Here is a 25,990-nt window from a genome sequence, read left to right on the forward strand (position 1 = left end):
ATAGTTTGTTAATCGGTAAAATAATCCACACGCCACGTCAGATCGGTGCACCCTCGCAATTACTGTTCTGGGGCCTCCTGCTATCTGTACTTGCTCTCTTTTTCAGTTCCAACTATCTCAAACTGGGCAGCCTGTTTTTGACGGCGCTGTATATCGCGCTACCGGTAAAAAAAGTATGGCGCTATCGCGGTGAGAAGCTGGAACTCTACTTGTTACTACCATGCATCATTGGCCTGCTCTTTGCATGGAAAAACCAGCTGGCCGATACGGTTCGGGATATTCTATTCTTTCTGATTCCGTACATTTATTTCATGGCAGGGAAAAGATTTTTCAAGCAAGGTGGGAATATCCGCCAGCTGATTTTTGGTTATTCGAAAATATACTGCGTCATATTTTTGCTGCTGCTGTGTTTCTTCTGGTTTGAGATGGGTTTTATCGGGGTGCTGCAAATACGTGATTTTGTCAGCCCCGGCAGCTTCCTGCTGGTTTACTGCATTGTCATGCTGTATGAAAAACGAAAGTCCTGGAAACAAGTATTGCACAACCCCTGGTTTATTGCGGTACATGCCGTTTTTCTCGCTCAGTTTTCGCGCACCTATGTTCTCATCCTGGCGGCTTTTTTTCTTCTCTCCGGCAGAAAAATCATCGACGCCAAAATAATGTGGCGCACCTTGGCCCTTTTCATTCTTGCCGCTGCCGTTGCAGGCGCCTTTGGCCTGTATGATTTGATCGGTGAAACACTGCACAAGGCAATCTCAGAACTGCATTTTAATGAAGAATGGACTCAGGAGGACATCGGCACCAGCTATCGCGCCTACGAAATTTTTGCGTCATTTCGCGAATTCAAGAACTATCCCGTCCTTAACGAGATTTTTGGCGGCGGATTCGGCGCATTAGTGCATCTCGATTTTCCAGTTCCATTGGGCGGTGCCGAATATTCGGAAATTCCATGGATGCACAATGGCTATCTGTACATTCTCGTCAAGAGCGGCCTGGCTGGCCTGCTGTGTTATTTCATTTTTTTGCTGAAAATGTTCAGGCGTGCCAAACACTGCACAGCCCCCCATGGCAGGATGATGATACTCGGCAGCATCGCGGGACTGTTGCTGTCCAACATGGTCATCTGCGGCATCTTCAGCAATGAATCCGTATTTTGTTACATCGTGTTAGGTTATTTCTCAAGTTTTCTTGCAACAAAAAAAACAGGTTCACATTAATATGAAAAAAATCGCTATCGTAGGTTCCGTCGGATTACCAGCCAAATATGGAGGATGGGAAACACTTGTCGACCACCTGACGGCGCACTTGTCCACTTCCTTCGATTTCACCGTGTATTGCTGTGCGGAAAAATACCCGGAGAAGCTGGCAACCTATAATGGCGCCAAACTGGTCTACATCAACCTCGATGCCAACGGCATGCAAAGCATCATCTATGACCTGTGGTCGATGTTGAAAGCCATCCGTTATGCCGATACGATCGTGGTCTTGGGCGTTTCCGGCTGCGTCTTCATGCCTGTGCTGAAGCTCATATCGCGCAAAAAATTTGTCATCAATATTGATGGCCTCGAGTGGCGCCGGGCCAAATGGAGCGGCTTTGCCAAATGGTTCCTGAAACTATCGGAATCGGCCGCCGTACGCTATGCCGACCAGGTCGTGACGGACAACAAAGCGATCCAGGACTATGTCAAAACGCAATATGGACGCGATAGCGCACTGATCGCCTATGGTGGCGACCATGCTGTACGTCCACAGCGGGATGATGCCATATTGGCAAAATATGAGCTCGATCGCGTGAAGTACGCATTTAAAGTATGCCGCATCGAGCCTGAAAACAATATCGACATGATCATCGAGGCATTCGCCAGCGCACCCACGATGGATCTTGTCATCGTGGGCAACTGGGACAATAGCGAATATGGCAAGCAATTACGGCAAAAATATGCCGGAATTGCCCATTTGCATTTGCTCGACCCCATCTACGATCACACTATCCTGAATCAGCTACGCGCTGCCTGCCAAGTGTATGTCCACGGCCACAGCGCTGGCGGAACCAATCCTTCGCTGGTCGAAGCGATGAGCCTGGGCTTGCCGGTGCTTGCCTATGGCTGCATCTTCAACCGCGAAACCACCAACCAGCAGGCTTATTTTTTTGACACGTCTGCAGAATTAACTGAACTGCTGAACAGCCTGACCGAGGCCAAGTTGACGCTCTTGGGACATCAGATGAAACAATTGGCGGATCAATTGTATACATGGAACAGAATTTCGAGCGGCTATGCAGACATCTTTTAACCCCCGCAGTTTTCTCGTGACGGGCGCCTCGGGCTTTGTCGGCCGGGCGCTGACACAGCATCTTGGCGTCCAGGCCGGGACGCGCGTGGTGTGCGCAGCCCGTAGCCACATCCCATGCGCGGCGCCAAACATGACGTTCTTCCAGTGCGACGATGCGCTTGAAACACAGGATTGGCGCGCGGCGCTCGATGGTGTGGAGGTGGTCGTTCATCTTGCGGCCAGGGTTCACGTCATGCGCGACACGGCAGCGTCTCCTGCGGACGAATTTCGTCGTATCAACGTGCAAGGCAGCGTCAATCTGGCCCGCCAGGCAGCGGATGCCGGCGTCCGCAGATTCATCTTCATCAGTTCGTTAAAGGTGAATGGCGAGCAAACGCTCCCTGGTCGCCCGTTCCAGGCCAGTGATGCAGCGAATCCACAAGATCCCTACGGCACGTCCAAACACGAAGCCGAACAGGCCCTGCTGGCCATTGGTCGCGAAACGGGCATGGAAATCGTTATACTGCGTCCACCGCTAATCTACGGGCCTGGCGTACGCGCAAATTTTGAACGATTGATGCGTTTGGTACAGCGCGGTGTACCATTGCCACTCGGCGCCGTACACAATGTCCGCAGTATGGTTGCACTGGATAATTTTGTTGATTTGATTACGCTCAGTACATGGCATGCACAGGCACCGGGGAAAATATTCCTTGTGTCAGATGACCACGATGTCAGCATTGCACAGTTACTGCGCATGTTGGCAAGCGGCATGAAAAAACATATTTGGCTGATACCCGTTCCTCCCAGCCTGCTTGTGGCGTTGGCGCGCCTGGCAGGAAAATCGATGGATGCGAGCCGCTTGCTTGACTCATTGCAAGTAGATATTAGCGAGACCAAACGCATGCTGAACTGGCAGCCCCCCCATGCAATGCAGGACGCCATCGACAAGACGGTGACTTCTTTTACTTCAAAACAATAAAAATACTCCAATGAAAAGATTATTTGATTTCGCCCTTTCTTCCGTAGTGCTGCTGGCCTTTGCCATCCCGATTCTCATCGTCGCCATACTTGTCAAGCTCACCTCCCCAGGGCCTGCCATTTACTGGTCGGACCGGGTCGGGGTACGCAACAAGATTTTCCGCATGCCAAAGTTCCGTACGATGCGTATAGACACACCGGCCGTGGCAACGCACTTGCTCACGAATCCCGGGCAGTTCCTCACGCCGATAGGCTCCTTCCTGCGCAAGTCCAGCCTTGACGAGTTACCGCAATTGTGGAGCATCCTGCGCGGCGACATGAGCTTTGTCGGGCCCCGTCCCGCCCTGTTCAACCAGCAGGATTTGATCGCGCTGCGGACAGAATACGGCGTCGACCGCATACTGCCAGGCCTGACCGGCTGGGCGCAGATCAATGGCCGCGATGAATTGCCGATTCCGGAAAAGGTCAAACTCGATCTGGCCTACATGCAGCAGCAATCGTTCTTCTTCGACTTGAAAATTATCCTCCTGACGGCGCTCAAGGTAGTACGCCGCGATGGCGTCACGCATTGATGAGTTTTACATTGGAAACAGTATTGTTTTTGCGATATTCCAACGGTTTGCAGCAAAGCCAACGCTGCCCTTATCCTGTCTAAAGTAATTATTCGTCAAAATGAAACTAATTATTGATTTATCACGATTCAAGAAACAGCTCATTGCTGTTACTGCTGATTTGATATTCTTGCCATTGACCTTTTGTCTGGCGATTATTTTGCGCTACGATGTCGTTAACCTGAACTTGTTCCTCAGCTATTTCTGGATCATCGTTGCGGCCCCCATCGTCGCCATCCCCATCTTTATCAAAATTGGCCTGTACCGCGCCGTCATCCGCTTCATCGATCAGAAAATCGTGTATGTGGTCGTCTTCGGTGTCACGCTGTCGGTCGCTGTTTTACTGGCACTGGCGGGGCTATTGACGCATATGGCCGGAGTCTCGCGCGGCGTATTCGGCATTTATTGGGTGAGTGCCTTGACCTACGTGGTGGCCAGCCGCTTTCTCGCACGGGGCGTGCTACTGCACCAGATGGGACGTCGCTATACGCGCGTCGCCATCTATGGCGCGGGCAAAGCGGGCGTGCAACTGGCCAGCGCCTTGCGCGCAGGCCGCGAGTACATGCCAGTGGCGTTCATCGACGATATGAAAGAATTGCGCGATGCAACTATTTCTGGCATTAAAGTCCATCCGTCCAATGCGCTGGCCGACGTGATCGAGAAATATGGGGTAAACGAGATACTGCTGGCCATGCCTGCCTTGAACAAAGGCGAACAGAAAAAAATCCTCAATAGCCTTGAACACCTGAAAGTCAAGATCAAGGTTACCCCGCCGGTGGAAAGCCTTGTCAGTGGCGAGTTACGCGTGCAAGATGTCCGCGACATCGAAATTGAAGATTTGCTGGGCCGTGACCAGGTATCGCCCGATCTGTCGCTGATATCCAGTTGCATTATCGGCAAATCCGTCATGGTCACGGGCGCTGGCGGCTCGATCGGTTCCGAACTGTGTCGCCAGATCATCCGATTGAAACCTGCCCGCCTCGTCTTGCTGGACATGTCCGAATTTGCCCTGTATTCCATCAAGCAGGAGTTAAAAGGCATCAATGAAGGATATGAGCTGGGCGTCGACATCCTGCCCTTCCTCGGCAGCGTGCTCGATACCGAAAAATGTCAGCGCATCTTGCAATCCTTCTCGGTGGAGACGCTGTATCATGCGGCAGCCTACAAACACGTGCCGTTGGTGGAGCATAACCCCGTAGAGGGGGTACGCAACAATGTCTTCGGCACGCTCAGCATTGCCAAGGCGGCAATGGCAGCCCATGTCAAATATTTTGTCCTGATTTCCACGGACAAGGCGGTACGGCCGACCAATGTGATGGGCACGACCAAGCGCCTCGCGGAACTGATTTTGCAGGCATTTACACGCGAACAGAGCCACACGCGCTTTTGCATGGTTCGTTTTGGCAATGTCCTGGGCTCGTCTGGTTCGGTCGTTCCCCTGTTCCGCCGACAGATCGAGGCCGGTGGTCCCATCACCCTGACACATCCGGAAATCACACGCTATTTCATGACCATTCCCGAGGCCGCCCAACTTGTGCTGCAAGCCGGCGCCATGGGCACGGGCGGCGATGTGTTCGTTCTTGACATGGGCGAGCCCGTGAAGATCATGGATCTGGCTGAACGCATGATCCATTTGAGTGGCCTGGAAGTGAAGAGCAAGTCGGCACCGGACGGAATTGAAATACAGCATGTAGGTCTGCGCCCCGGAGAAAAGCTCTATGAAGAGCTATTGATTGGGGGCAATGTGGAAGGCACCGAACATCCCCTCATCATGCGGGCAGAGGAATCGGAAGTGCCTTGGCAAGATTTGAAAAAGATCTTGGAGGAAATGGATCTTGCATGCAATGACTTCAATTTCGAGGCGCTACGCAATCTGCTGTTGCGGGCAGTTCACGAATATGTACCGCAATGTGGTATCGAAGACCTGATCTGGTCGGAGCAGCGGCGTCGACAGGCTACCGCAGAAGATAAGTCGCCACCGCTCAAGGATAGTAATTTTTTGACATGATCCGGGCGACTGACTGAAGCCTGCCTCAAATAACAATGGGGCGGGGAATATATGGGTAACGAGACAAGAAAGCTAACAAATTGTAACAAATGCCTATTTTCACGTCTCCCATTATTCCCCTATAATATTTTGTGAAAAAATCTGCTCTCCGAAAAATGAAGCTCGCAATATAAGAACCAACATCGATTATTGTCCTTGGCACATTTTTTTCACTCAATAGCAATCAAATTGTTCCTCAAGAATAACCGTAGAGAACTCATGCCCCTCAGGTAATGCATACCGCGAAATCATATTCGCCCGGCATCCTCAGGCAGGACTGAGCGACATGGCAGACTAGCCCTTTGAAACATCCTCGCCACTTTTATCTTGAAAATGGCGAGCTGGAAAATTAAAAAAGAGAACTTATGGAAAAGCATGACGAATTGAATGAATCGGAAGTTTACGTTGAAGATGATGACTTCAATTTGACAAATTTCCTCACTATCTTATGGCAGTCGCGTGGCGTTATTCTGACGGGAACCGCCTTGGTGGCGATACTCGGCACGTCCAGTGCCTTATTCCTTGGAAAATACCAAAGTGAAGGTTTTTTACAGTTCGGCGGCGCCATTCCCGAGAAAAAAATAGAGAAAGATGGAAAGGAAGTCAAAGAACAGGCGCCCGGTATCGCTTTGGCTGACTACAAGCGCTTTTCATCGCCATTAAACACCAGCGAACGCTTTAATGAATTTGTCAGGCAAAACAATATAGAGAATGACCCTACTGTCATCGCGTTGAGCCAGACATTTGCCGCGCGCGGGGGGATTGCCAAGGTGATCGAACCGATCTTTCCGTTCACCAAGCTTGATGCCAAAGAATTGATGAGCAGCACCAAGGATGCTGACAACAATGTCATCGCCGTTTCCATCAACTACGCGGCCAAGACACCGGAAAGCGCGCAACAAGCAGTGAGCTTGCTTGGCCGATATACAGTCGACACCATTGTCTACATGATTTATACGGATATTTTGCGCTTTAAAAATTCCGAAATTTCCGCTGCCATTACCAAGCTGGATAATAAAATCATTGAAAACAAGGAAAAAATCGACTCGTATCAGCGCAAAGGCGTCAGGCTCAAGCAAATCGTGACGCGCTATCCGGACGCTGCCAGCCAGGCTTCCCGCCAGCTTGTATCAATCACCGAAGATACGGCGCGCTACCTGTCGCCGCTCAGCCAGCTGATGACCAGCGAAGTCGAGATTACTGAAGCGAATGAAGCCATCTACAAGGCAAAGCGGGAACAAAAGCAGTATATGATACTCGCAGAGTATTATGATCGCGCGAAAGCATTGGCCGAGAGCACAAAATCTGGCGAAGCTATTCTGCGCGGACTGGAACCAATCAAGAAAACCGTCTTTAGCGGCAAGGATATGGAAGACGAAACGATCAAGGAAGTCTATAACAAGATCAGTGTCGATAATAGTTCCGCCATTAGTCTCTATCTGGAAAAAACACGCTTTATTGCTGGCCCCAGCTTGCCCAAGAATCGGACAACCCGTACCTCAGTTGCCCTGCTAGGCAGCCTGCTGGCAGGCTTGAGCATCTCCATCTTGTTCGTGCTGGGGCGTCGTTGGTGGCAGAATAACCGTCAACAGCTGCAAGGCTGATTGCGATAGTACAACGCGCACGCCGGCGCCACCAACTGGTTCGACAGCCGTCAATATCCGGCGGCCACGACCATCTCAAGGCCGGCGGTAGCGTCTCCGCCTCTTCATCATAAAAAAACCCAAAAAGTGCGCATTGAACTTTTTGGGTTTCATTCATCAATTCAGGCACTGTTGCTACCCGAACGACCATGGGTAGCAGCCAGTCGCGACAGTCAGCTCTTCAACAAGCCACCCAGCAACGCGGCCACCTTCTGCTTAGGCTTAGCCGCGGCAGGCGCCATGCTGGCGGCAGCCGGGGCTGCTGCCTTGGCGGGCTCATATGGCTTCAGGAACCAGGGATCGGCCTTTTCGCGGCGGGCGCCGGGGCCAAAGGCGGGACGCGCACCGCGCTCGGCGGAGCGGCTATCGCGACTCTCGCCGGCATGGCGGCTCTCGGGTGCGCGCGCAGGACGCGCCTCGCCGCCTTCGCTGCGGCGCGGCGGACGGCGCTCGCTGTCGCTGCTGCGGGCAGGAGCCGGATTGAAGCCCGTCAATTCACCGCGCTTGATGCTTTGCTTGATGAGTTTCTCGATATCGGCCAGCAAGCGCTCGTCCTTATCCGAGTAGATCGAAATGGCGTCGCCCGAGGCGCCGGCGCGGCCCGTGCGGCCGATACGGTGCACATAGTCTTCCGCGTTGTACGGCAAGTCGAAGTTGATGACGCAAGGCAAGTCGGAAATATCCAGGCCGCGCGCCGCCACGTCGGTGGCCACCAGCACATCGATCTCGCCCTTCTTGAACGCTTCCAGCGCCGCCATGCGTTCCTGCTGGCTCTTGTCGCCATGAATCGCCGTGGCGCTCATGCCTTCCTGTTCCAGCACGCGGGCCAGGCGCGAGGCGCCGATCTTGGTATTTGAGAAGACGATGACCTGCTTCAGGTCACGCTGGCGCAGCAGATGGGCGACCAGGGCATGCTTATCGCCTTCCGTCACCTTGTACACCACCTGCGTGACCTTGTCGGCCGTCTGGTTGCTGCGCGCCACTTCGATCGTCAGCGGATCGTTGAGGAACGTGGCAGCCAGCTTCTTGATTTCTGGCGAGAACGTGGCCGAGAACATCAGGTTCTGGCGCTGCTTCGGCAGCAAGTTGATGATGCGTTGCAAGTCCGGCAAGAAACCCATGTCCAGCATGCGGTCGGCTTCATCCATGACCAGCATCTGCACCTGGCTCAGACTGATGTTCTTTTGCTCGATATGGTCGAGCAAGCGGCCCGGCGTGGCGATGACGATTTCCACGCCACCGCGCAGGATGACGGTTTGCGGCTTCATGTCCATGCCGCCGAAGACGACGGTCGAACGCAGCGGCGTATGCTTGGCGTAGGCCTTGACGTTTTCGGCCACCTGCACCGCCAGTTCACGCGTCGGCGTCAGGATCAGCGCGCGCACCGGGTGGCGCGCCGGCGACATGCTGCTGCTGGCATGCGCCATCAGCAACTGGATGATCGGCAAAGAGAAACCCGCTGTCTTGCCGGTACCCGTCTGCGCGGCACCCATCACATCGCGGCCTTGCAGCACCACGGGGATCGCTTGTTCCTGGATCGGTGTCGGATGGGTGTAACCCTGGTCGGTCAGTGCGCGCTGGATTTCAGGCGCGAGGCCAAAGTCGGCAAAAGTCAGGCTGGGAGCAGCGGATGCGGCAGGTGCTGGTGCAGGCGCAGCGGCGGCGGGCGCCGCTTCAGGGGCAATCGCCGGGCTGGGCGTAGGAGTCGATTCGGTTTCAGACATAAATTTTCTGGTGTGCCTCCGCACTGCGGAAGCCATGCTTTCTCAATAAACAACATTTCGGGGCACAGGCAGCTCCGTCTTGCAAGCCATGGATCATTGTTCTTGCGGCACCTCCGTGCTCCGGGACATGCTGTAGGGCGTATGCGGGAGCGTCGAAGAGATGTGCTGCGATGGCGGCGGAGATCGCGCCGGCGGAACATCGCGCGCAGAAGATACAATATCAGTGCTGTAAACGATACCCTAATTCACCGCAACTGTACACGGAAACCGTGATTTTTGAGCAAAAAGCGTTCCAGCAAAGGCCCGCCGGGATGCCGTATGATGGCAACTTCGATGCCAGCTCCGATGCCTCTTCCGCCGCCCCCTGCCCTCACCATGCCCACCCCGCCTCTGCCCCACGATCCGCCACCGCAAGCGCCCAGCAAACCGGGCAATGACGAGTGCTGCCACAGCGGCTGCACCTTTTGCATTCTGGAAATGTACCAGGAAGACCTGGCCGCCTACGAAGAGGCCCTGAGGGCGTGGCAACAGCGTCAGCAAGCCGCGGCCGCACCCGCCACCCAGGGCGTCAGGAAAGCGCGCAAGCGCGCTTAATTTATTACTTAATTAAAAGCTTTCCCACTCATCCACCGGCGCGGCACGTCGCGCCGTGCTGGCCAGTTGACGCGGCGCCGCTGCCGGTTCCACGGCTGCCGGCGCCTTGACGGCGGCGGGCGCGCGCGGCCCGGTTGCAAAGGTGCTGGCCGCGTCGAGCTTGAAGATGCTGACCACGGCGCTCAGGCTGGCGGCCTGCTCCTGCATGGATTCGGCCGCTGCCGCCGCCTCTTCCACCAGGGCCGCATTTTGCTGCGTCACCTGGTCCATCTGGGCAATGGCCTGGTTCACCTGCTCGATACCGGCGCTCTGCTCGCTGCTGGCGGCCGTGATCTCGCTCATGATGTCCGTCACGCGGGTGATGCTGGCAACGATGTCATCCATCGTGCGGCCCGCCTGGTCCACCAGCTTCGATCCCGCCTCGACTTTCTCGACCGAATCGCCGATGAGGACCTTGATATCCTTGGCCGCGGCGGCCGAGCGTTGCGCCAGGTTGCGCACTTCCGTGGCGACGACGGCAAAGCCGCGCCCCTGTTCGCCCGCGCGCGCCGCCTCGACGGCCGCGTTCAGGGCCAGGATATTGGTTTGGAAAGCAATGCCGTCGATGACGGCGATGATGTCGACGATCTTGCGCGATGAAGCATTGATCGACGCCATCGTGCCCACCACTTCGCCGACCACCTTGCCGCCCTCGATGGCGATGCTCGACGAGGTGAGCGCCATGGTGTTGGCCTGGCGCGCATTGTCCGCATTCTGCTTCACGGTCGACGTCAGCTCTTCCATCGACGAGGCTGTTTCTTCCAGCGAACTGGCCTGCTCTTCCGTGCGCGACGACAAATCCTGGTTGCCGGCGGCAATCTGGCTCGACGCCGTGGCGATGGTATCGGTGCCGCTGCGCACCTGGCCCACCAGCGTCTGCAGGCTGGCATTCATGTCTTTCAGGGCCTGCATCAATTGCCCCGTTTCGTCTTGCGATTGCACAACGATGTGCGCCGTCAAATCGCCGGCCGCCACCTGGCGCGCCACGCCGACGGCCGCGATCAGCGGACGCGCCACGCTGCGCGCCACCCACAGCGCCAGCAGCATGCCGATGACGACGATGCCTACCAGCAAGCCGATCAGGCTGGCGCGCGAGGCCGCATAGGTTGCGTCGGCGCTGGCGCTCGAGCGCACGCCGCCATCCGTATTGATCGACACCAGTTTATCGAGGACCGTCATCATGTCCGTCATGACTTGGGCCGACGGCCCCACGGCCAGCGCGCGCGCCTCTTCCTTTTTCATCTCGCGCGACAGGCTCAGCATGGTTGCGTGCAGGCGCATGAATTCATCGTTGAGCGCCAGGAAGCGCTCGAACACTTCCTTCTCGCCCGGTTCCGAAATCAGGCTGCGGTACTTGTCGCCGTCCACCTTCAGCTTGGCCTGCGTTTCCGTCATGCGCGTTTCATTCTGCGCCATGTCGGCATCCTGTGCGGCCAGCATGTGCGCCAGTTCCCAGCGGCGGAAATCGCTGACGTCGCTGCGCATGGACATGGCCGCCAGCACGCTGGGCATCCAATTATCAGACAGATCCGTCGACGCGGTATTGATGCGCGCCATGGAAAAGATCGCCGACACGCCCAGCGCGGCCGTCAACAACAGCACGGCGCCAAACGACAAGATCAGCTTGGTGGCAATTTTCAAATCAAAAAACCATTTCATGCGTTGCTTTCCTTCATAAACGGGTAAACGGGACAAGACCGCGGGACAAGACAGCCGCACGCTGGCAAAAGCACGGCGCGCGCAGTGAGGGCAGGCTGCGGGAAAGGGAGCGGTGCTGGAGAGCAAGTGCAGCAACTCATACCGGCACAAACCAAATTTCCGCAGTGCAACATTTTATCACCGTCGCACCAGACGCAGAGTGGTTTGATCGCGGCATGCGGCCAAAGTTCGCGGATAACGCGGCATATTTTTGTCCAGGCACGGCTGTTTCCACAGGGAAAAATGCAGGAACAGGCGTAGGAGTCGGATGACACGAGGCAATGTTCCTAGCCTACATAAGCGCGTCGGCTCATCCGATGCCCGTCCGCAGCCCCCGGTTCTATAGTGGATACAAGATTCAGCACAACGCTAGCAAGCCAGAAAAGCAGCGCCATCCAACAAAATCAGAAGACGAGGCCCTACCATGTACAAAGCTTATAGCAACCTGACACCAGCAACGAATAGCCACGCCGCCGTCCAGCACAACTGGCAAGCCGCTCCCGCCACGCCCATGATCAGCATCACGGGAGCGCAACAGAACGAATTGCTGCGCGCCTTGTCGCGCGCCGATCTGGAGCGCCTGTTTTGCCAACTGGAACTGGTCGCTCTGCCTGCCGGCAAGCACCTGTTCGACTGTGGCGGCAAGATTGAATACACGTACTTCCCCACCAACGCCATCGTTTCCCTGCTGTATGTGATGGAAGACGGCGCCACCACCGAGATCGCCGTCATCGGCCGCGAAGGCGTGGCCGGTGTGGTGCTGTACGAAGCCGAGCGCGCCACCTGCACGGCCATCGTGCAAACGGCCGGCTACGGTTACCGCCTGAAAACAGCCTTCCTGCGGGAAGTGTTCAATGAAGGCGGCGCGCTGGCGCAATTGCTGATGCGCTATACCAGCGCCATGTTTGCGCAAATGGCACAGAACGTGGTGGGCGGCCGTCATTGCAGCATCGAGCAAAAGCTGTGCCGCTGGCTGCTCGACCGCCTCGACCGTTCGCTGTCGAACGAGCTGAAGGTGACGCAAGACACCATGGCCAACATGCTGGGCGTGCGCCGCGAAAGCGTCACCGTCACGGCCCGCAAGCTGCAGGACGAAGGCTTGATCCAGTACCGCCGCGGTACGGTCGAAGTGCTCGACCGCGAAGGCCTGGAAGCGGCCGCCGGCAATTGCTACAAGGCAGCCCGCGCCGGTTTCGAACAATTCCGCAGCGGCATCAGCGCACACAATTAAGCACGACGCTGGCCAGCGGGCAGGCAAGCGGGTATCGTAGATACTCCTGACTACTCCGGAGACTGGCCATGAAACTGATCGGCATGCTCGACTCGCCCTATGTGCGCAGGGTCGCCATCTGTTTGCAACTGCAGGGAATTTCCTACGAGCACTTGCCGCTATCCGTGTTCCGCAACATGGATGCCGTGCGCGAGATCAACCCCGTCATCAAGGTGCCAACCCTGGTCCTGGACGACGGGCAAGTGCTGATGGATTCCACCTTGATCCTGCAATATCTGTCGCTGCTGCGTCCGGACACCGCCGTCCCCGCCCTCGCCGACAGCGTGCGCGCGCTGCGCCTGACGGGCCTGGCCCTGGCCGCCTATGAAAAAGCCGTGCAGATCGTCTACGAACGCAAGCTGCGTCCGCTCGACAAGCAATACGCGCCGTGGCTGGAACGGGTCAGCATGCAACTGCATGCCGCCTGGAACGCGCTGGAACAGGAATGCGCGCACCTGCCCCTGCCTGGCGAGACGGGCAGTATCGACCAGGCGGGCGTGACCATCGCCGTCGGCTGGAGCTTCGCCCAGCTGGAAACGCCCGATATCGTCAAACCCAGCGATTACCCGGTCATCCACGCCTACACGCGCTCGGCGGAAAACCTGCCCGCCTTCCTGGCCACGCCGCCAGTCTGACGCGCCGGGGGCTATTTGCCTGCGCCGCCCGGCCCGGGTACAGCGGCGGCCGGATCGAAGTGCCACCAGAGCGGCCTGACATCGTCAAACGCGTGATAGTCGGGCGCAAAGGCTGCCCGGGCAGGATCATCAAAACTGCCCACCAGCAAGGCCACCGTCGGCGCATCATCGATGGCGCCGACGGAACTGCCGCACGCGGCGCAAAAGGCCCGGCTGGAATACTCGGAAGAACGGTATGTTGCCGGTGCACCGGCCGTACCCGTCCAGTGCACTTGATCGCGCGCAAACTCCACCCACGCCACCGTCGGCGCGCCCGTATGCTGCTGGCAATTGCGGCAGGAACAGCTGTGCGGATTGCTGCCCTCGCCTGTCGCTTCAAAGCGCACCGCGCCACACAGACAGCCGCCTGTTTGCACCACATTCTCCATCGTTTCTCCTCGTTTGCACCATTGCGTGCCCTGCCTGCAGATACGTACCCGGTACAATATTGCCATAAACCCACCCTGGCGCAGCCCAAAGTGCGTGCCGCCGGCACTATGAAAGAATAAATGGAAGACATCAATTGCGAAGGCTTGCCGCACATCCGCGTACTGGCAGGCGAAAACACCAGCGGTCCCGTGTATGAAACCCTGCCGGCACGCCAGATCGACGAGCACGTCTACGAACTGCTGGCCTCGCCCGGCCTGACCCTGAACCTGGCGCGCGGCGACATCGTCAACATCGCCGACCCGCTCGCCCCCGCCGAAGTACTGAAGCGCGGCGGCAACTTCTGCATCCATATCTACGACGCCGACGACGTGTCGCAAGAGGCAGTGGACCAGCTCGAGCGCGACGTGCAAAGCCAGCTGGGCGGCACCCTGGATGGCCAGTACAAGGGCAACCTCACCTTCAGCGTGCCGGGACACCACGGCATCTACAACGTCAACGGTCCCTTTGACGCCTTCCGCGAAGCGACGGGCGTGGAATGGTACTTTGCTAATATCTACGTCAACCTCGATGACGACGATGATGAAACCTTGCTCAACTGGTGGGTGGATATGTAAGCATGCCCGTGCGCCAGGCGGAGCCATGACACATGTCAATGTTCTGTATTGCACTGGCACACATCAAGCTGCTTGCCCGCGCATTGCATACGCTCTCTCTATCGTCAACCACAGAGAGCAACGATATGCCCTACATTGCGCGCGCCGACTATGCGAAGCAAAAAGAAATCGTGGGAAATGGCGAGTGTGTCACGCTGGCAAGGCGCCTCACCGGCGCCCGTGCCTCTTCGCTTTGGCGCGAAGGCGACAAAGTGCCGGACCTGCTGGAACACGGCGGCATCGCGAAAGGCACGCTGATTGCCACCTTCGTCAATGGCCGCTATCAGAATCTGCAGCAGGGCAATCATGCGGCGCTGTTCATCCGCCAGGTGCCTGGCGGCATAGAAATTTTCGACCAGTGGCGTCACCACAAGCCCAGCGCCCGCGTGATCTACTTTGGGCGTTCGGCGGCCGGGGCATCGAATCGTCCCGAACTCTATTCGGTTGTGGAATGAAGCCGCTCGCACTGTTGGCATTGACCATCGCTGCCGCGGCGATGCGGCCAGCTGCCGCAGTCCCCCTTTCTTGCCCGCAAGCACCTCCCTCAAGCTGGAACCTGTCGGCCAGCAAGCTCGATGGCGTACGCGTGCTGTCCTATCCGGCGGATCAGCCGCCAGCAGCGGGCGACGCCTTGCCTATCCTGGCCCCGGACAAGGAATGGACACGCAACGGCACCTTGCATCAACGCTGGGACATCAATTTTGATGCGCCCGAGTATCTGTTTCAGGTGGACTGCCTGTATGCGGGTACCGAACGCTACCTGCGCATGGCATTGCCAGGCGTCAAACAGTGCGTCGTAGCCATTGCACAGCGAACGAAAATGGTCAGGTTTCAGTGCAATTAGACAACGCACCTGGCATTCAGCGCAGTGGATACCGCTACCGAATGGACGCATGAATCTATCGTTCCCGTTAAATGGACTGCGGCCCGTCCTCGCCACCCGCCAGCGCCCCATGCGGCCGGCACCAGACGAACTTGCCTGTCACTGGCTGGTACAGCAAGGGGCTTTCATCGGCAATGGCCAGCAAGCAAGGCCAGCATGCGGCAAGCGCGGCGGGTGTCAGCGCATAGGCGCGCGCCCGGCTGGCCATGAACAGGACGGGTGCCGCCACGGCAGCGTGAAAGTGGGAAGCGAGAAACGCGGCCACGCGTCCCGATTGCGCCGGGCGCTCGCTGGAAACGGCGTCAAACTCGGCCAGCCAGTCCGGCCCCGATACCGTTGGCTGCAGGCGGTGTCCATCGCGCAACTGCATCGGGTGCGTTTCATCGGGCTGGGCCGACACATGGCGCGTCCACAACTGCGCCGCGGCGTGGGGCGTCAGCGCTTGCACTTGCGCCCGCATCTGTGCGGGGATGGAGAAATCGGCATCGAAAAACGGCCAGTCCGCTTCAGGTTGCAGCGGCCGGCCAGCATCGTCGCCCAAGTCCCCTACGATTGACATATCTCAAGGTAGCGGCCCAGCACCTTGTCCATGCCCTGCTCGATGCACTCGACCACCAGCGCATGGCCGATCGACACTTCCAGGATGCCGGGAATGTCCAGGAAGCGCGCCAGGTTGTGCAGATCCAGGTCATGCCCGGCATTCACGCCCAGTCCCAGCGCCTGCGCCCGCCGCGCCGCCTGCAGATAGGTATCGAATACGGCATCGCCGTGCCCGCTGCCATGGCTTTTGGCAAACCGCTCCGTGTACAGCTCGACCCGCGCCGCGCCCACTTCGCGCGCCCATTCCAGCGCCGGGTAGTCGGCGTCGACAAACAGACTGACGCGGATGCCCAGGTCATTCAATTCCGCAATGACGGGACGCAACAGCGCTGCGTGCTGCTCGATGTCCCAGCCGTGATCGGACGTCAATTGCCCCGGCATGTCCGGCACCAGGGTGCATTGGGCCGGGCGCGCACTTTTCACTATTTCCAGAAATTCCGCCGTCGGATACCCCTCCACATTCAGCTCGCGCCCCCGTTCCGCGCACAGGCGCTGCAACGGGGCAACATCGTCGTAGCGCGCATGGCGCTGGTCAGGGCGCGGATGCAAGGTGATGCCGGCGGCGCCCAGGTCGAGAAAGCGCGCGGAAAATGCGAGCAGATCCGGGAAGTTGCGGCCGCGCGAATTGCGCAGCAAGGCGATTTTATTGACGTTAACGGAGAGCTGGGTCATGTGCGGAAATGGAATGAAGGTAACAGGTGTGGCAGCGATTGTAGCGGATCGCCCGCGCAGGGCACGTCCAACCGAACTCAGCGCTACGTGCTACGATGCAAGATAGATTTCCACGCTTTCAACAATACGCCATGAAATACAAATTATTCCTGTTTGACCTGGACGATACCCTGCTCGATTTCCGTGCGTCCGAAAAACGCTCGTTCCTGCACACCATGCACGAACTGGGCTTGCGCGACGGCATCGACGGCTTGTTTTCCCAATACCAGGCGATCAACGTCGACCTGTGGAAACGTTTCGAAACGGGTGACGTGAGCAAGGATTTCCTGAAGGTGGAGCGCTTCCGCAAGACGTTTGCACTGAACGACATCGCCATCGACCCGGAACTGGCCAGCCGGCTGTATCTGGATTCCCTGCCGGACACGGTCGTGCTCATCGATGGCGCCAAACAAGTGTGCGAAACCTTGTCGCGCATCGGCGAAGTGGGCATCATCACCAACGGCGTCGAGTCCATCCAGAACCGCCGCATCGCCGCCTCCGGCCTGGGCGACTACATTTCCTTCGTCGCCACCTCCGAAGCGTGCGGCCACGCCAAGCCGGATGTGCGTTTCTTCGAATACGCGGCCAACATGGCGCGCGCATGCAGCAAGGACACGACCATCATCATCGGCGACCGGCTGGACGCCGACATCCTGGGCGCCAACCGTTACGGCATCGACAGTTGCTGGTTCAACCCGGACAGCATGGCCAATACCTCGGCCGCCATCCCTACCTATGAAGTGGCCAGCCTGCAAGACATCGTGCCAGCGCTGGACGTGATGCAGATCAACTTGAAACAGGCTTGATCTTCAACAAAGGCTGCACCTGAAATACGCCGGCAGCGGCACGAAAACACGCCGCTGTTCGCGTACCATCATGACTCGTCCATCCTGATGCCAGCCCATGCCTTCCTATACCGTCCTGCTCGCCATCGCGGCCTTGCTCCTGCTCTTTGCCATGCTGGCCGTGCGCGGAAACGCGAAGTCCCGTGCGCCGCTGCGGCTGCACAAAAAACCCGTCATGACGGCGCGCGAGCAGCAGATGTACCACCTGCTGCAAACGGCCTTGCCTGAATGCACGGTGCTGGCGCAAGTGGCGTTTTCCGCGCTGGTGACGGCGAAGGGATGGGCGAACAGAAACCGTTTCGACCGCAAGGTGGCCGATTTTGTCCTGTGCAGCCAGCAACTGAACGTCATCGCCGTGATCGAGCTTGATGACAGCAGCCACAACGGCCGCGAACGCCAGGACAGGGAGCGCGACGCCATGCTCAGGCTGGCCGGCTATGTGACCTTGCGCTATGCCACCTTCCCCACGCAGCAGGCGCTGCGCGCCGATGTCGAGCAACTGCTGCTGAAAAAAGCCGGCGTCGTATCGGTCTGATGACACCATCCAAACATCAATCGCGCGTCAGCACTTCCAGCAATTCAATCTCGAAGACCAAATTGGAGTTTGGCGGAATCAAGCCCACCTGCCGCTCGCCATACGCCAGCGCCGCCGGCACCCACAGCTTGCGCGTGCCGCCCACCTGCATGCCGTGCAAACCCAGAATCCAGCCCTGGATCACCTTGTTATTGCTCAACACGCAGCGAAAAGGTTCACCCCGCTTGTGCGACGAGTCAAACTCCGTCCCATCTTCCAGCCAGCCCCGGTAATGCGCCGTAATCAGCGCACCACGCGCCGCCGCCTTGCCGTCACCGACCACGATATCGTCCATCTTCACTTCAGTCGTCATCTCGTTTCATCCTTCATCAAAGCTCCAAGCCGCGATTGTACGACAGCACGAAAAAAGCCCCGGCAGTTGCCCGCCGGGGCTTCATCATGTTAGTTATGATTGACGATTGATAAAATGGGATAGCAGAGGTACTGCGAATGCATAGCGGCCATGTCTATTTTTAAAAATTAAGCCCGCCCCTACTAACGAAACCAACATCTGATTGACATGACTACTAGAGAATGATTTTTCCTCAGTTTCCTTCGAGACCTCCACAATTTCCTGCACCGAAAATTCATTTTCCGCATTCGGCAATTGTGCAATCAGTCGCATAAGGTCTCGTTGCCGGTCTGTCGCCCTGGCCCAACGTCCTGCAAAAAAATCCGTATCGAGCTTCGCAACAATCGATAGAAATCTAGATTCATCGACATTTTCTTTTCGCAAAACCAAATCAAATGACTCTCGACAAATAAATTGAATAAAATAAGGATATCCTCCTGAAACCTCACAAATTCTTTCAATCCCATTTTCGGTAAATTTTGCAGGAAAGTTTTCAATAGGCTTTGTAATGGCATCACGACAATCCTGCACTTCCAGTCGATTTAGCGTCACAACATGAAACATTCTCTCTGCATAAGTCCGTGCCTCAACCAGCTTTGGAAAGAGAGTAGGCAGCCCAGTTAGCAAAAGCATATATGGGATGCCTTTACGTTGAATCGATTGAAATAAATCTAGGAGCATAGAGAGCGGATATTGTTCTTTAGCCGCATGATCAGTTAAATTTTGTGCCTCATCGTAGGCAAATATTACCCCTCTAGAATCAGAATTCTGTATAGCGACCCAAGAAAGCTCTAGCACCGCCTTCAGTTTATCTACGATAAGGCCTGGTGTCGTATCATATATATTTTTCAGAAAATGAAAATCAAGTGTGCGAATAATTGTCGTAGACTGCTGCATGAACCCCGGCCCAGCCGGCAACTTATCTTTATAAGTAAAACCTGATGTCACAACGGCTAGGTCTGCAAGCAGCCGCGTCGCAAGATTATCTTCAGATATTGAAGCGGACTCGGAGAGGTCGGTTCCAACCCAGTACCATTTATTCATTGCTGCCGGCTTCCTGAGTTCATCAAGAAATACCGTCTTCCCAACTCCACGCAACCCAGTAAGAACAATATTAGTCAAAATTTGATCTTGCTTGAAATATTGCTCCACATCAGCTTGCTCTTTCTCGCGACCGGCAACGTATGGGGGACGATGCCCAGCACCGGGTCGATATGGGTTGACAACAACTTCAGTAGGAACACTCATTTTGACCTCCAAAAGGTAACTTTGTAAATTTAGTACAATAAATAAATTTAATCAAGGCCAGAAAGAAAAATAAGAAAAATCCGAGAACTGTCTTCTTGAAAAGCCTACACAGAGGGTGACAGGGTCAAGTCCGCCATTCAGACACAAGCTCAACAATAAACACATTGAACAACGATGATGACCTGTAGCATACTTAATTGCAAACACAAGGTCGAACGGCAGGCAAAGTGCGCAGCGCCTCTTACGCGCTCCGTACCGCTATAAAGATGAAGTTAGTGGCAATGCCGGCTAGCATGCCCGAATCACAAAACCATGAGGTGATTGTCTCGCGCATAAAAAAGGCCCCGGCAGTCACCCGCCGGGGCTTTTTCTATTGCTGCAAATTCTGGTGGGCCTCCCGTGAGTCGAACACGGCACCAACGGATTATGAGTCCGCTGCTCTAACCAAGCATGAGCTAGAGGCCCGGGGATTGCGGCGTGGCGGCGCTGTTGAAACCCGCCTCGCGCGGCCGTTTTGGAAACGGACACGCGAGGATAGGGGTATCAGGGGCGCACGTCAAGCCCTATTGGCTTCTAGTTGCCTTCCAAGAAGCTTTTCAGCTTGTCGGAGCGCGATGGGTGGCGCAGCTTGCGCAGCGCCTTGGCTTCGATCTGGCGGATGCGCTCGCGCGTCACGTCAAATTGCTTGCCCACTTCTTCCAGGGTGTGGTCGGTGGACATCTCGATGCCGAAACGCATGCGCAGCACTTTCGCTTCGCGCGGCGTCAGGGAATCGAGCACGTCCTTGACCACGCCCCGCATGGACGCGTGCAGGGCCGCATCGGCCGGCGCCAGGGTGTTGTTGTCCTCGATGAAGTCGCCCAGGTGGGAATCGTCGTCGTCGCCGATCGGCGTTTCCATCGAGATCGGTTCCTTGGCGATTTTCATGATCTTGCGGATCTTGTCCTCGGGCATCTCCATCTTGATCGCCAGGGTGGCCGGATCGGGTTCCGCGCCCGTTTCCTGCAGAATCTGGCGGGAAATCCGGTTCATCTTGTTGATCGTCTCGATCATGTGCACGGGAATGCGGATCGTGCGCGCCTGGTCGGCGATCGAGCGCGTGATGGCCTGGCGAATCCACCACGTCGCATACGTGGAGAACTTGTAGCCGCGGCGGTACTCGAACTTATCGACAGCCTTCATCAGGCCGATATTGCCCTCCTGGATCAAATCGAGGAATTGCAGGCCGCGGTTCGTGTATTTCTTGGCGATCGAAATGACCAGGCGCAAGTTGGCCTCCGTCATTTCGCGTTTGGCCTTGCGCGCCTTCATTTCACCGGCCGCCATCTGGCGGTTGATGTTGCGCAAGTCCGGCAGCGGCAAGACGACGCGCGCCTGCAGGTCGATCAGGCGCTGCTGCAGTTCCTTGACGGTCGGAATGTTGCGGCCCAGGATGGCGCTGTACGCGTGTCCTGCGTTGACTTCGCCATCGACCCAGTCCAGGTTGGTTTCATTGCCCGGGAAGACCTTGATGAAGTGGGCGCGCGGCATGCCGCAGCGGTTCACGGCCACGTCGAGGATTTGCTTCTCGATATGGCGCACTTCGTCGACCTGGCCGCGCAGGGTGTCGCACAGCTTTTCCACCACCTTGGCCGTGAAGCGGATGCCCAGCAATTCTTGCGAAATGGCTTCCTGCGCCTTGGCGTACGGTTTCGAGTTGTAGCCTTCTTTTTCGAAGGCGCGGCGCATCTTGTCGAATTGCTGCGAAATGACGGCGAATTTTTCCAGCGCCGTGCGTTTCAGGGTTTCCAGCTGTTCCGCGGAGAAACCGGCGGCGCCCGACGCGCTCGCTTCTTCTTCCTCTTCTTCTTCCTCTTCTTCCGCTTCGCCTTCTTCCTCGTCTTCTTCGACGGGAGCGGCGACGACAGGGGCGGCGGCGACCGGCTCGTTTTCATCGACGAGACCGTCGACGATTTCGTCGATCTTGATCTCTTCGTTGGCGATGCGGTCGGCGGCGGCGATGATTTCGGCGATCGTCACGGGACAGGCGGAAATGGCCTGGATCATGTCTTTCAAGCCATCTTCGATGCGTTTGGCGATCTCGATCTCGCCTTCGCGCGTCAGCAGCTCGACCGAGCCCATTTCGCGCATATACATGCGCACGGGGTCGGTGGTGCGGCCGAAGTCGGAATCGACGGTCGACAATGCGGCCTCGGCCGCAGCTTCCGCCTCGTCATCGCTGGTGACGACGGCAACGTTATCGGACAGCAACAACGTTTCCGCATCGGGCGCGTGCTCGTAGACGGCGATGCCCATGTCATTGAAGGTACCGATGATGCCTTCGATGGCTTCCGGGTCGACGATGTTTTCGGGCAAGTGATCGTTGATTTCCGCGTACGTGAGGAAACCGCGTTCCTTGCCGAACTTGATCAATGTCTTGAGTTTCTGGCGCCGGCGCTCGAGTTCTTCCTCGCTCGCTTCCGTGTCGGACGAGAAAGCGTCCTTCAGCAGCGCGCGCTCTTTCGCCTTGCGGTCCTTGGCCTTGGCCTTGTCGACGGCCTTCAGTTCGGCCCGCTCGACGGCGTTCAGGGCGGCGACTTCATCATTTTCTGGCTGGAATTCTTTTGGCTTGCGGCCGCGGCGGCCTGGCACTTTTACCGACGGCAAGACATAACCGGACGTATCGATGGCTGCCAGGGTGGCAGCGTCGGTGGTCTGGCTGACCACGGGCGCGCTGGTAACGCGCGCTTCTGGCCGGTCGAGCGCCTTTTCGGCTTTCGTGGTAACTTTAGTGGGCTTTGCAGCCGCTTTGGATTCGGGTTTCTTGATTGGCACAGGCGCTTTCGATTACACAACGACTTGCTTTACGGTGGATTAGGATAAAGTTTGCTGCCAGTTCCCTGTCTACCTGCGGGAACCACCATCTTCGAACCTGCCGACTACGCAAATTCGACACTGTTACGTTACTTACACCTCATCGGCCACGATCCGCGGGAAGCGCAGCAATTCCTGTCCACCGGCTGTTGCCAGCCGCCTCGGCAAAAATTCCTGCATCGACCGCGTTGGGAGCGAGAGCCTGGCGCGGCTTGCCAGCGTCTGCGAGCCTTGCCCGCAACGCCGAAAACGCCAGTTGGCCCTGGCTGCCGACACGATCCACCGCGCCGATCAAGAGCCTAACTTACTGAAAACAAATACTATTTACGAAACAGAACTAGCTTGCCAAAGCACACAATACTTAGCATTTAATTATAGCACGCGAAAAATGTTTTTCCAGTGCGCGCCATACCCTCAAGGCAAGGTTAGCGATTCACCAACTCGGCATCGCGCTCGCGTTCCAGCGCCCCCTGCTCCTGCATGATTTCGCGGTAGCGTACACCAATTTTCTCGGATGGCAAACCCGACGCAAACAATTGCTGCAATTCCGCCTTCAAGGCATTCAATTTGATCTCGCGGATGGTGCTCACCAGCCACGACAATTCGCTGTCGTAATCGGATTCCGTACCGGCCGCGATCTCGCCGATGATCTCGTCATACTCGCTGCCCAGCTCCTTCAACTGCTGCGCCAGCGCGGCAAAACTGCCGTGCTCGCCCAGAGCCTGGCCCACGGCCACCAGTTGCCCCAGGCTGTGCGCCGCATCCGGCCCCAGGTGCTGGAAGGCGGCCAGGGCGGCTTCGTCGATGCGCATCGTCAGCGGCGGATGCGCCACCAGCATGCGCATGATCTTCAATTCCAGACCGACAGGCACGGGGCGGCCCGATTTCGGCGGCGCGCGGTGCGCCACGGCAACGGGTTTCGCCAGCTCGAACAGGGCTTCGATCTCGGCCGGCGTGGACTGCGTCAGCTGCGCCAGCCCCCGCACGATCTGCAGGCGCAGGGACGACGGCGCCATCAGCTGCAGCAGCGGCTTGGCGTCGAACTGCACGCGGGCGCGCCCTTCCGGCTCCGACAGATCATGCTCGCCTGACACTTCTTTCAGCAAAAATTGCGACAGCGGCATGGCTTCATGCACTTGCTGCTCAAAACCCTCGGCGCCGAATTCGCGGATGTAGCTGTCTGGATCGTGTTCCGACGGCAAGAACAAGAATTTGATGGTTTTATTGTCCGACACGTGGGCCAGGCTCGCTTCCAGCGCGCGGCGCGCGGCGCGGCGGCCGGCCTTGTCGCCGTCGAAGCTGAAAATCACATTATCCGTCTGGCGCAGCAGTTTTTGCACGTGGGTGGGCGTGCACGCCGTGCCCAGGGTTGCCACGGCTTGCGGGAAACCCATCTGCGCCAAGGCAACGACGTCCATATAGCCTTCCGTCACCAGCACATAGCCGGCGTCGCGGATGGCCTGGCGCGCCTCGAACAAGCCATACAGTTCGAAACCCTTGGAAAACAAGGGGGTTTCCGGCGAGTTCAGGTATTTCGGTTCGCCATGGTCGAGCACGCGGCCGCCAAAGGCGATGACCTGGCCCTTGGTATTGCGAATCGGAAACATGATGCGTTCACGGAAACGGTCGTAACGCTTGCGGTTGTTGCCCTCTTCATCGACCTTGTCGATCACCAGGCCCGCTTCGGCTAGGGCGACCACATCGTAGTCGGGGAAGACGGAACGCAGGTTGTCCCAGCCGCCGGGCGCGAAACCCATGCCGAAGCGAGCGGCCACTTCGCCCGTCAAGCCCCGGTTCTTGAGATAGGCGATGGCTTCCGGTGCGTGGCGCAATTGCCCGCGATAATAATCGCACGCCTGCGTCATGGCGTCGGACAGGGCCAGGCTTTGCGCCTGGATCTGCGCGCGCTGGGCTGGCGGAATTTTATCGTCCGCTTCCGGCACGACCATGCCCACGTTCTGCGCCAGGTCCTTGACGGCGTCGACAAAGCCCACGCCCGAGTACTCGATCAGGAAGCCGATCGAGGTGCCATGCGCGCCACAGCCGAAGCAGTGATAGAACTGCTTGGTGGGGCTGACGGTAAAGCTGGGCGATTTTTCACTGTGGAACGGGCACAAGCCCATGAAATTGGCGCCACCTTTTTTCAGTTGCACATAGCGCCCCACGACATCGACGATATCGACGCGGTTGAGCAAATCGGAAATGAAGGATTGAGGTATCACTGGCTAGGGCGGGTCTTGTTATAGGTCAGACTATACTACCGCACGCGGCCTGAGGTTGAGCCAGGTCAACGTGTGGGCTGTTAACAGGCTGCCAGCGCGACGGCTGGCAGCCCTTGCTACTATTGTATGCTTACGCTGCCGGCGTCAAGGCTTTCTTGACCAGGGCGGACACCACCGTCATGTCGGCGCGGCCAGCCAGCTTCGGCTTGACGATGGCCATGACCTTGCCCATGTCTTGCGGACCGGCGGCGCCCGAGGCGGCCACGGCGGCAGCCACTTCGGCCGCCACTTCTTCTTCCGACAGGCCGGCAGGCATGTAGCCGATCAGGTGCACCAGTTCGGCTTTTTCAATGTCGGCCAGGTCGGCACGGCCACCGGCTTCGAACTGGGTGATCGAATCCTTGCGCTGCTTGATCATCTTTTCCACGATGGCCGTCACGTGGGCATCCGTCAATTCGATGCGCTCGTCGACTTCCTTGCGCTTGATTTCCGCCAGCAACAGGCGAATCGTGCCCAGCTTGCCCGCTTCCTTGGCGCGCATGGCGTTTTTCATGTCTTCGGTAATTTGTTCTTTCAAGCTCATGGCAATCCTCGTGTTGGTAAGTGGGGCTCGATGCTGATCTGTGTACTCCAAGCAGGCAGCCACAAAAGCGAAAACCCGCTGCGGCGAACCGGAGCGGGTATGCGACTCATCTGAAGTATCACTTCAGGCGAATCAAAACAAAACCCGTGGCGAACAATGCGCCGAACTACCCGGGTTGGTTCTGACTGAACAGTCTTAGAATAATTTTTTCGGCAGTTGTTGGCTGCGGATGCGTTTGTAATGACGCTTGACAGCAGCTGCCAGCTTGCGCTTGCGCTCAGCTGTTGGCTTTTCGTAGAATTCGCGTGCGCGCAATTCGGTCAGCAGACCCGTTTTTTCGATGGTGCGTTTGAAGCGACGCATTGCGACTTCGAACGGCTCGTTTTCTTTAAGGCGAATAGTGGTCATGTAAAATTCAAACCGTTGAGGTGGTGTATAGGAAGAGATAGATAGTAGCAGCTTTTATTCGGAAAGGGAAGCCCCTCCCCCACTTGCGTGCGGCATGCAGCCTGCGGTCGCTGCCG

The 25,990-nt window shown here is 57.2% G+C and carries 25 protein-coding genes and 1 tRNA gene; 14 read left to right on the forward strand and 12 right to left on the reverse strand.

The features are described from left to right. Positions 1 to 5 precede the first annotated feature (5 nt). From O3300_RS12355 to O3300_RS12380, 6 genes are all read left to right on the forward strand, one after another. Positions 6 to 1,217 carry an O-antigen ligase gene (locus O3300_RS12355; protein WP_305053062.1) on the forward strand — a complete coding sequence of 404 codons (1,212 nt, stop codon included), beginning with the start codon at positions 6 to 8 and terminating at the stop codon, positions 1,215 to 1,217. Position 1,218: 1 nt separating this feature from the next. After that, positions 1,219 to 2,292, forward strand: a complete 1,074-nt coding sequence (locus tag O3300_RS12360; protein WP_099666663.1) for a DUF1972 domain-containing protein — start codon at positions 1,219 to 1,221, stop codon at positions 2,290 to 2,292. Beyond that, positions 2,276 to 3,253 (forward strand): SDR family oxidoreductase, encoded by a 978-nt coding sequence (locus tag O3300_RS12365; RefSeq protein WP_305053063.1) that lies wholly within the window; start codon positions 2,276 to 2,278, stop codon positions 3,251 to 3,253. The genes O3300_RS12360 and O3300_RS12365 overlap by 17 nt, the downstream gene beginning before the upstream one ends. A gap of 10 nt (positions 3,254 to 3,263) precedes the next feature. After that, entirely contained in the window at positions 3,264 to 3,824 is a 561-nt protein-coding gene (locus O3300_RS12370; protein WP_305053064.1) for a sugar transferase, read from the forward strand. Positions 3,825 to 3,924: 100 nt separating this feature from the next. Continuing rightward, positions 3,925 to 5,871: a nucleoside-diphosphate sugar epimerase/dehydratase gene (locus O3300_RS12375; protein ID WP_099666660.1), complete on the forward strand. Its 1,947-nt coding sequence runs from the start codon at positions 3,925 to 3,927 to the stop codon at positions 5,869 to 5,871. Positions 5,872 to 6,275: 404 nt separating this feature from the next. Then, positions 6,276 to 7,514 (forward strand): lipopolysaccharide biosynthesis protein, encoded by a 1,239-nt coding sequence (locus O3300_RS12380; RefSeq protein WP_099666659.1) that lies wholly within the window; start codon positions 6,276 to 6,278, stop codon positions 7,512 to 7,514. 212 nt (positions 7,515 to 7,726) lie between these two features. On the opposite strand, the gene O3300_RS12385 is transcribed toward O3300_RS12380, so the two are convergent. Beyond that, entirely contained in the window at positions 7,727 to 9,277 is a 1,551-nt protein-coding gene (locus O3300_RS12385; RefSeq protein WP_305053065.1) for a DEAD/DEAH box helicase, read from the reverse strand. Positions 9,278 to 9,652: 375 nt separating this feature from the next. Here O3300_RS12385 and O3300_RS12390 point away from each other — a divergent pair, with 375 nt between their 5' ends. Then, positions 9,653 to 9,871: an oxidoreductase-like domain-containing protein gene (locus tag O3300_RS12390; protein WP_099666657.1), complete on the forward strand. Its 219-nt coding sequence runs from the start codon at positions 9,653 to 9,655 to the stop codon at positions 9,869 to 9,871. Between the two features lie 12 nt (positions 9,872 to 9,883). On the opposite strand, the gene O3300_RS12395 is transcribed toward O3300_RS12390, so the two are convergent. Next, on the reverse strand, positions 9,884 to 11,569 hold the full coding sequence (locus tag O3300_RS12395) for a methyl-accepting chemotaxis protein (protein ID WP_305053066.1): 1,686 nt from the start codon (positions 11,567 to 11,569) through the stop codon (positions 9,884 to 9,886). 550 nt (positions 11,570 to 12,119) lie between these two features. On the opposite strand from O3300_RS12395, the gene O3300_RS12400 reads away from it, so the two are divergent. Further along, the gene (locus tag O3300_RS12400; RefSeq protein WP_035828139.1) at positions 12,120 to 12,839 is read left to right on the forward strand and encodes a Crp/Fnr family transcriptional regulator; all 720 of its coding nucleotides are present in this window, start codon (positions 12,120 to 12,122) and stop codon (positions 12,837 to 12,839) included. Between the two features lie 68 nt (positions 12,840 to 12,907). Further along, entirely contained in the window at positions 12,908 to 13,513 is a 606-nt protein-coding gene (locus O3300_RS12405; protein ID WP_305053067.1) for a glutathione S-transferase, read from the forward strand. 11 nt (positions 13,514 to 13,524) lie between these two features. Here O3300_RS12405 and O3300_RS12410 read toward each other — a convergent pair whose 3' ends face one another. Then, on the reverse strand, positions 13,525 to 13,941 hold the full coding sequence (locus O3300_RS12410) for a GFA family protein (protein WP_305053068.1): 417 nt from the start codon (positions 13,939 to 13,941) through the stop codon (positions 13,525 to 13,527). A 120-nt stretch (positions 13,942 to 14,061) separates the two neighbouring features. On the opposite strand from O3300_RS12410, the gene O3300_RS12415 reads away from it, so the two are divergent. From O3300_RS12415 to O3300_RS12425, 3 genes are read left to right on the forward strand one after another with little or no spacing between them, the layout of a single operon-like run. Next, positions 14,062 to 14,556, forward strand: a complete 495-nt coding sequence (locus O3300_RS12415; RefSeq protein WP_099666653.1) for a DUF4265 domain-containing protein — start codon at positions 14,062 to 14,064, stop codon at positions 14,554 to 14,556. Positions 14,557 to 14,588: 32 nt separating this feature from the next. Then, on the forward strand, positions 14,589 to 15,050 hold the full coding sequence (locus tag O3300_RS12420; RefSeq protein WP_305053069.1) for a BPSL0067 family protein: 462 nt from the start codon (positions 14,589 to 14,591) through the stop codon (positions 15,048 to 15,050). Then, complete coding sequence (locus tag O3300_RS12425; protein ID WP_305053070.1) at positions 15,047 to 15,439, forward strand: STY0301 family protein; 393 nt, start codon at positions 15,047 to 15,049, stop codon at positions 15,437 to 15,439. The genes O3300_RS12420 and O3300_RS12425 overlap by 4 nt, the downstream gene beginning before the upstream one ends. Positions 15,440 to 15,506: 67 nt before the next feature. Here the strand turns inward: O3300_RS12425 and O3300_RS12430 are convergent, their stop codons facing one another. Together O3300_RS12430 and O3300_RS12435 are read right to left on the reverse strand one after the other, a co-directional pair. After that, the gene (locus O3300_RS12430) at positions 15,507 to 16,037 is read right to left on the reverse strand and encodes a DUF2947 family protein (RefSeq protein ID WP_305053071.1); all 531 of its coding nucleotides are present in this window, start codon (positions 16,035 to 16,037) and stop codon (positions 15,507 to 15,509) included. Continuing rightward, positions 16,025 to 16,750 (reverse strand): pyridoxine 5'-phosphate synthase, encoded by a 726-nt coding sequence (locus O3300_RS12435; protein WP_305053072.1) that lies wholly within the window; start codon positions 16,748 to 16,750, stop codon positions 16,025 to 16,027. The genes O3300_RS12430 and O3300_RS12435 overlap by 13 nt, the downstream gene beginning before the upstream one ends. Before the next feature lie 131 nt (positions 16,751 to 16,881). Between O3300_RS12435 and O3300_RS12440 the strand changes: the two genes are divergently transcribed. Both O3300_RS12440 and O3300_RS12445 read left to right on the forward strand, forming a co-directional pair. After that, positions 16,882 to 17,595 carry a YjjG family noncanonical pyrimidine nucleotidase gene (locus O3300_RS12440; RefSeq protein WP_289903671.1) on the forward strand — a complete coding sequence of 238 codons (714 nt, stop codon included), beginning with the start codon at positions 16,882 to 16,884 and terminating at the stop codon, positions 17,593 to 17,595. Between the two features lie 97 nt (positions 17,596 to 17,692). After that, positions 17,693 to 18,169, forward strand: a complete 477-nt coding sequence (locus O3300_RS12445) for a DUF2726 domain-containing protein (RefSeq protein WP_305053073.1) — start codon at positions 17,693 to 17,695, stop codon at positions 18,167 to 18,169. Positions 18,170 to 18,185: 16 nt separating this feature from the next. On the opposite strand, the gene O3300_RS12450 is transcribed toward O3300_RS12445, so the two are convergent. The 7 genes from O3300_RS12450 to rpsU form a co-directional block, all read right to left on the reverse strand. Beyond that, positions 18,186 to 18,521: an FKBP-type peptidyl-prolyl cis-trans isomerase gene (locus O3300_RS12450; protein ID WP_305053074.1), complete on the reverse strand. Its 336-nt coding sequence runs from the start codon at positions 18,519 to 18,521 to the stop codon at positions 18,186 to 18,188. Positions 18,522 to 18,614: 93 nt separating this feature from the next. Further along, entirely contained in the window at positions 18,615 to 19,808 is a 1,194-nt protein-coding gene (locus O3300_RS12455) for an AAA family ATPase (protein ID WP_305053075.1), read from the reverse strand. Between the two features lie 386 nt (positions 19,809 to 20,194). Next, a tRNA-Ile gene (locus O3300_RS12460) sits at positions 20,195 to 20,273 on the reverse strand. Positions 20,274 to 20,381: 108 nt separating this feature from the next. After that, the gene (gene rpoD, locus O3300_RS12465) at positions 20,382 to 22,622 is read right to left on the reverse strand and encodes an RNA polymerase sigma factor RpoD (RefSeq protein WP_099666644.1); all 2,241 of its coding nucleotides are present in this window, start codon (positions 22,620 to 22,622) and stop codon (positions 20,382 to 20,384) included. A gap of 464 nt (positions 22,623 to 23,086) precedes the next feature. After that, positions 23,087 to 24,883: a DNA primase gene (gene dnaG / locus O3300_RS12470; protein WP_305053076.1), complete on the reverse strand. Its 1,797-nt coding sequence runs from the start codon at positions 24,881 to 24,883 to the stop codon at positions 23,087 to 23,089. A gap of 130 nt (positions 24,884 to 25,013) precedes the next feature. Next, positions 25,014 to 25,466: a GatB/YqeY domain-containing protein gene (locus tag O3300_RS12475; RefSeq protein WP_076567823.1), complete on the reverse strand. Its 453-nt coding sequence runs from the start codon at positions 25,464 to 25,466 to the stop codon at positions 25,014 to 25,016. A gap of 195 nt (positions 25,467 to 25,661) precedes the next feature. Beyond that, entirely contained in the window at positions 25,662 to 25,874 is a 213-nt protein-coding gene (gene rpsU / locus O3300_RS12480) for a 30S ribosomal protein S21 (RefSeq protein WP_008451879.1), read from the reverse strand. Between the last annotated feature and the right edge of the window lie 116 nt (positions 25,875 to 25,990).

The organism is Janthinobacterium sp. SUN206 (assembly GCF_030587305.1).
Lineage (GTDB): Bacteria > Pseudomonadota > Gammaproteobacteria > Burkholderiales > Burkholderiaceae_D > Janthinobacterium > Janthinobacterium kumbetense.

What these genes read in the sequence shown, in the direction of transcription:
- O3300_RS12400 (WP_035828139.1), top strand. Translation starts at nt 12,120, where the DNA reads ATGATCAGCATCACGGGAGCGCAACAGAACGAATTGCTGCGCGCCTTG.
- O3300_RS12455 (WP_305053075.1), bottom strand. Translation starts at nt 19,808, where the DNA reads ATGAGTGTTCCTACTGAAGTTGTTGTCAACCCATATCGACCCGGTGCT.
- O3300_RS12430 (WP_305053071.1), bottom strand. Translation starts at nt 16,037, where the DNA reads ATGTCAATCGTAGGGGACTTGGGCGACGATGCTGGCCGGCCGCTGCAA.
- O3300_RS12420 (WP_305053069.1), top strand. Translation starts at nt 14,589, where the DNA reads ATGTCAATGTTCTGTATTGCACTGGCACACATCAAGCTGCTTGCCCGC.
- O3300_RS12425 (WP_305053070.1), top strand. Translation starts at nt 15,047, where the DNA reads ATGAAGCCGCTCGCACTGTTGGCATTGACCATCGCTGCCGCGGCGATG.
- O3300_RS12380 (WP_099666659.1), top strand. Translation starts at nt 6,276, where the DNA reads ATGGAAAAGCATGACGAATTGAATGAATCGGAAGTTTACGTTGAAGAT.
- O3300_RS12445 (WP_305053073.1), top strand. Translation starts at nt 17,693, where the DNA reads ATGCCTTCCTATACCGTCCTGCTCGCCATCGCGGCCTTGCTCCTGCTC.
- O3300_RS12365 (WP_305053063.1), top strand. Translation starts at nt 2,276, where the DNA reads ATGCAGACATCTTTTAACCCCCGCAGTTTTCTCGTGACGGGCGCCTCG.
- O3300_RS12370 (WP_305053064.1), top strand. Translation starts at nt 3,264, where the DNA reads ATGAAAAGATTATTTGATTTCGCCCTTTCTTCCGTAGTGCTGCTGGCC.
- O3300_RS12385 (WP_305053065.1), bottom strand. Translation starts at nt 9,277, where the DNA reads ATGTCTGAAACCGAATCGACTCCTACGCCCAGCCCGGCGATTGCCCCT.
- O3300_RS12435 (WP_305053072.1), bottom strand. Translation starts at nt 16,750, where the DNA reads ATGACCCAGCTCTCCGTTAACGTCAATAAAATCGCCTTGCTGCGCAAT.
- O3300_RS12410 (WP_305053068.1), bottom strand. Translation starts at nt 13,941, where the DNA reads ATGGAGAATGTGGTGCAAACAGGCGGCTGTCTGTGTGGCGCGGTGCGC.
- rpsU (WP_008451879.1), bottom strand. Translation starts at nt 25,874, where the DNA reads ATGACCACTATTCGCCTTAAAGAAAACGAGCCGTTCGAAGTCGCAATG.
- O3300_RS12360 (WP_099666663.1), top strand. Translation starts at nt 1,219, where the DNA reads ATGAAAAAAATCGCTATCGTAGGTTCCGTCGGATTACCAGCCAAATAT.
- O3300_RS12415 (WP_099666653.1), top strand. Translation starts at nt 14,062, where the DNA reads ATGGAAGACATCAATTGCGAAGGCTTGCCGCACATCCGCGTACTGGCA.
- O3300_RS12450 (WP_305053074.1), bottom strand. Translation starts at nt 18,521, where the DNA reads ATGACGACTGAAGTGAAGATGGACGATATCGTGGTCGGTGACGGCAAG.
- O3300_RS12395 (WP_305053066.1), bottom strand. Translation starts at nt 11,569, where the DNA reads ATGAAATGGTTTTTTGATTTGAAAATTGCCACCAAGCTGATCTTGTCG.
- O3300_RS12375 (WP_099666660.1), top strand. Translation starts at nt 3,925, where the DNA reads ATGAAACTAATTATTGATTTATCACGATTCAAGAAACAGCTCATTGCT.
- O3300_RS12440 (WP_289903671.1), top strand. Translation starts at nt 16,882, where the DNA reads ATGAAATACAAATTATTCCTGTTTGACCTGGACGATACCCTGCTCGAT.
- O3300_RS12405 (WP_305053067.1), top strand. Translation starts at nt 12,908, where the DNA reads ATGAAACTGATCGGCATGCTCGACTCGCCCTATGTGCGCAGGGTCGCC.
- O3300_RS12390 (WP_099666657.1), top strand. Translation starts at nt 9,653, where the DNA reads ATGCCCACCCCGCCTCTGCCCCACGATCCGCCACCGCAAGCGCCCAGC.
- O3300_RS12475 (WP_076567823.1), bottom strand. Translation starts at nt 25,466, where the DNA reads ATGAGCTTGAAAGAACAAATTACCGAAGACATGAAAAACGCCATGCGC.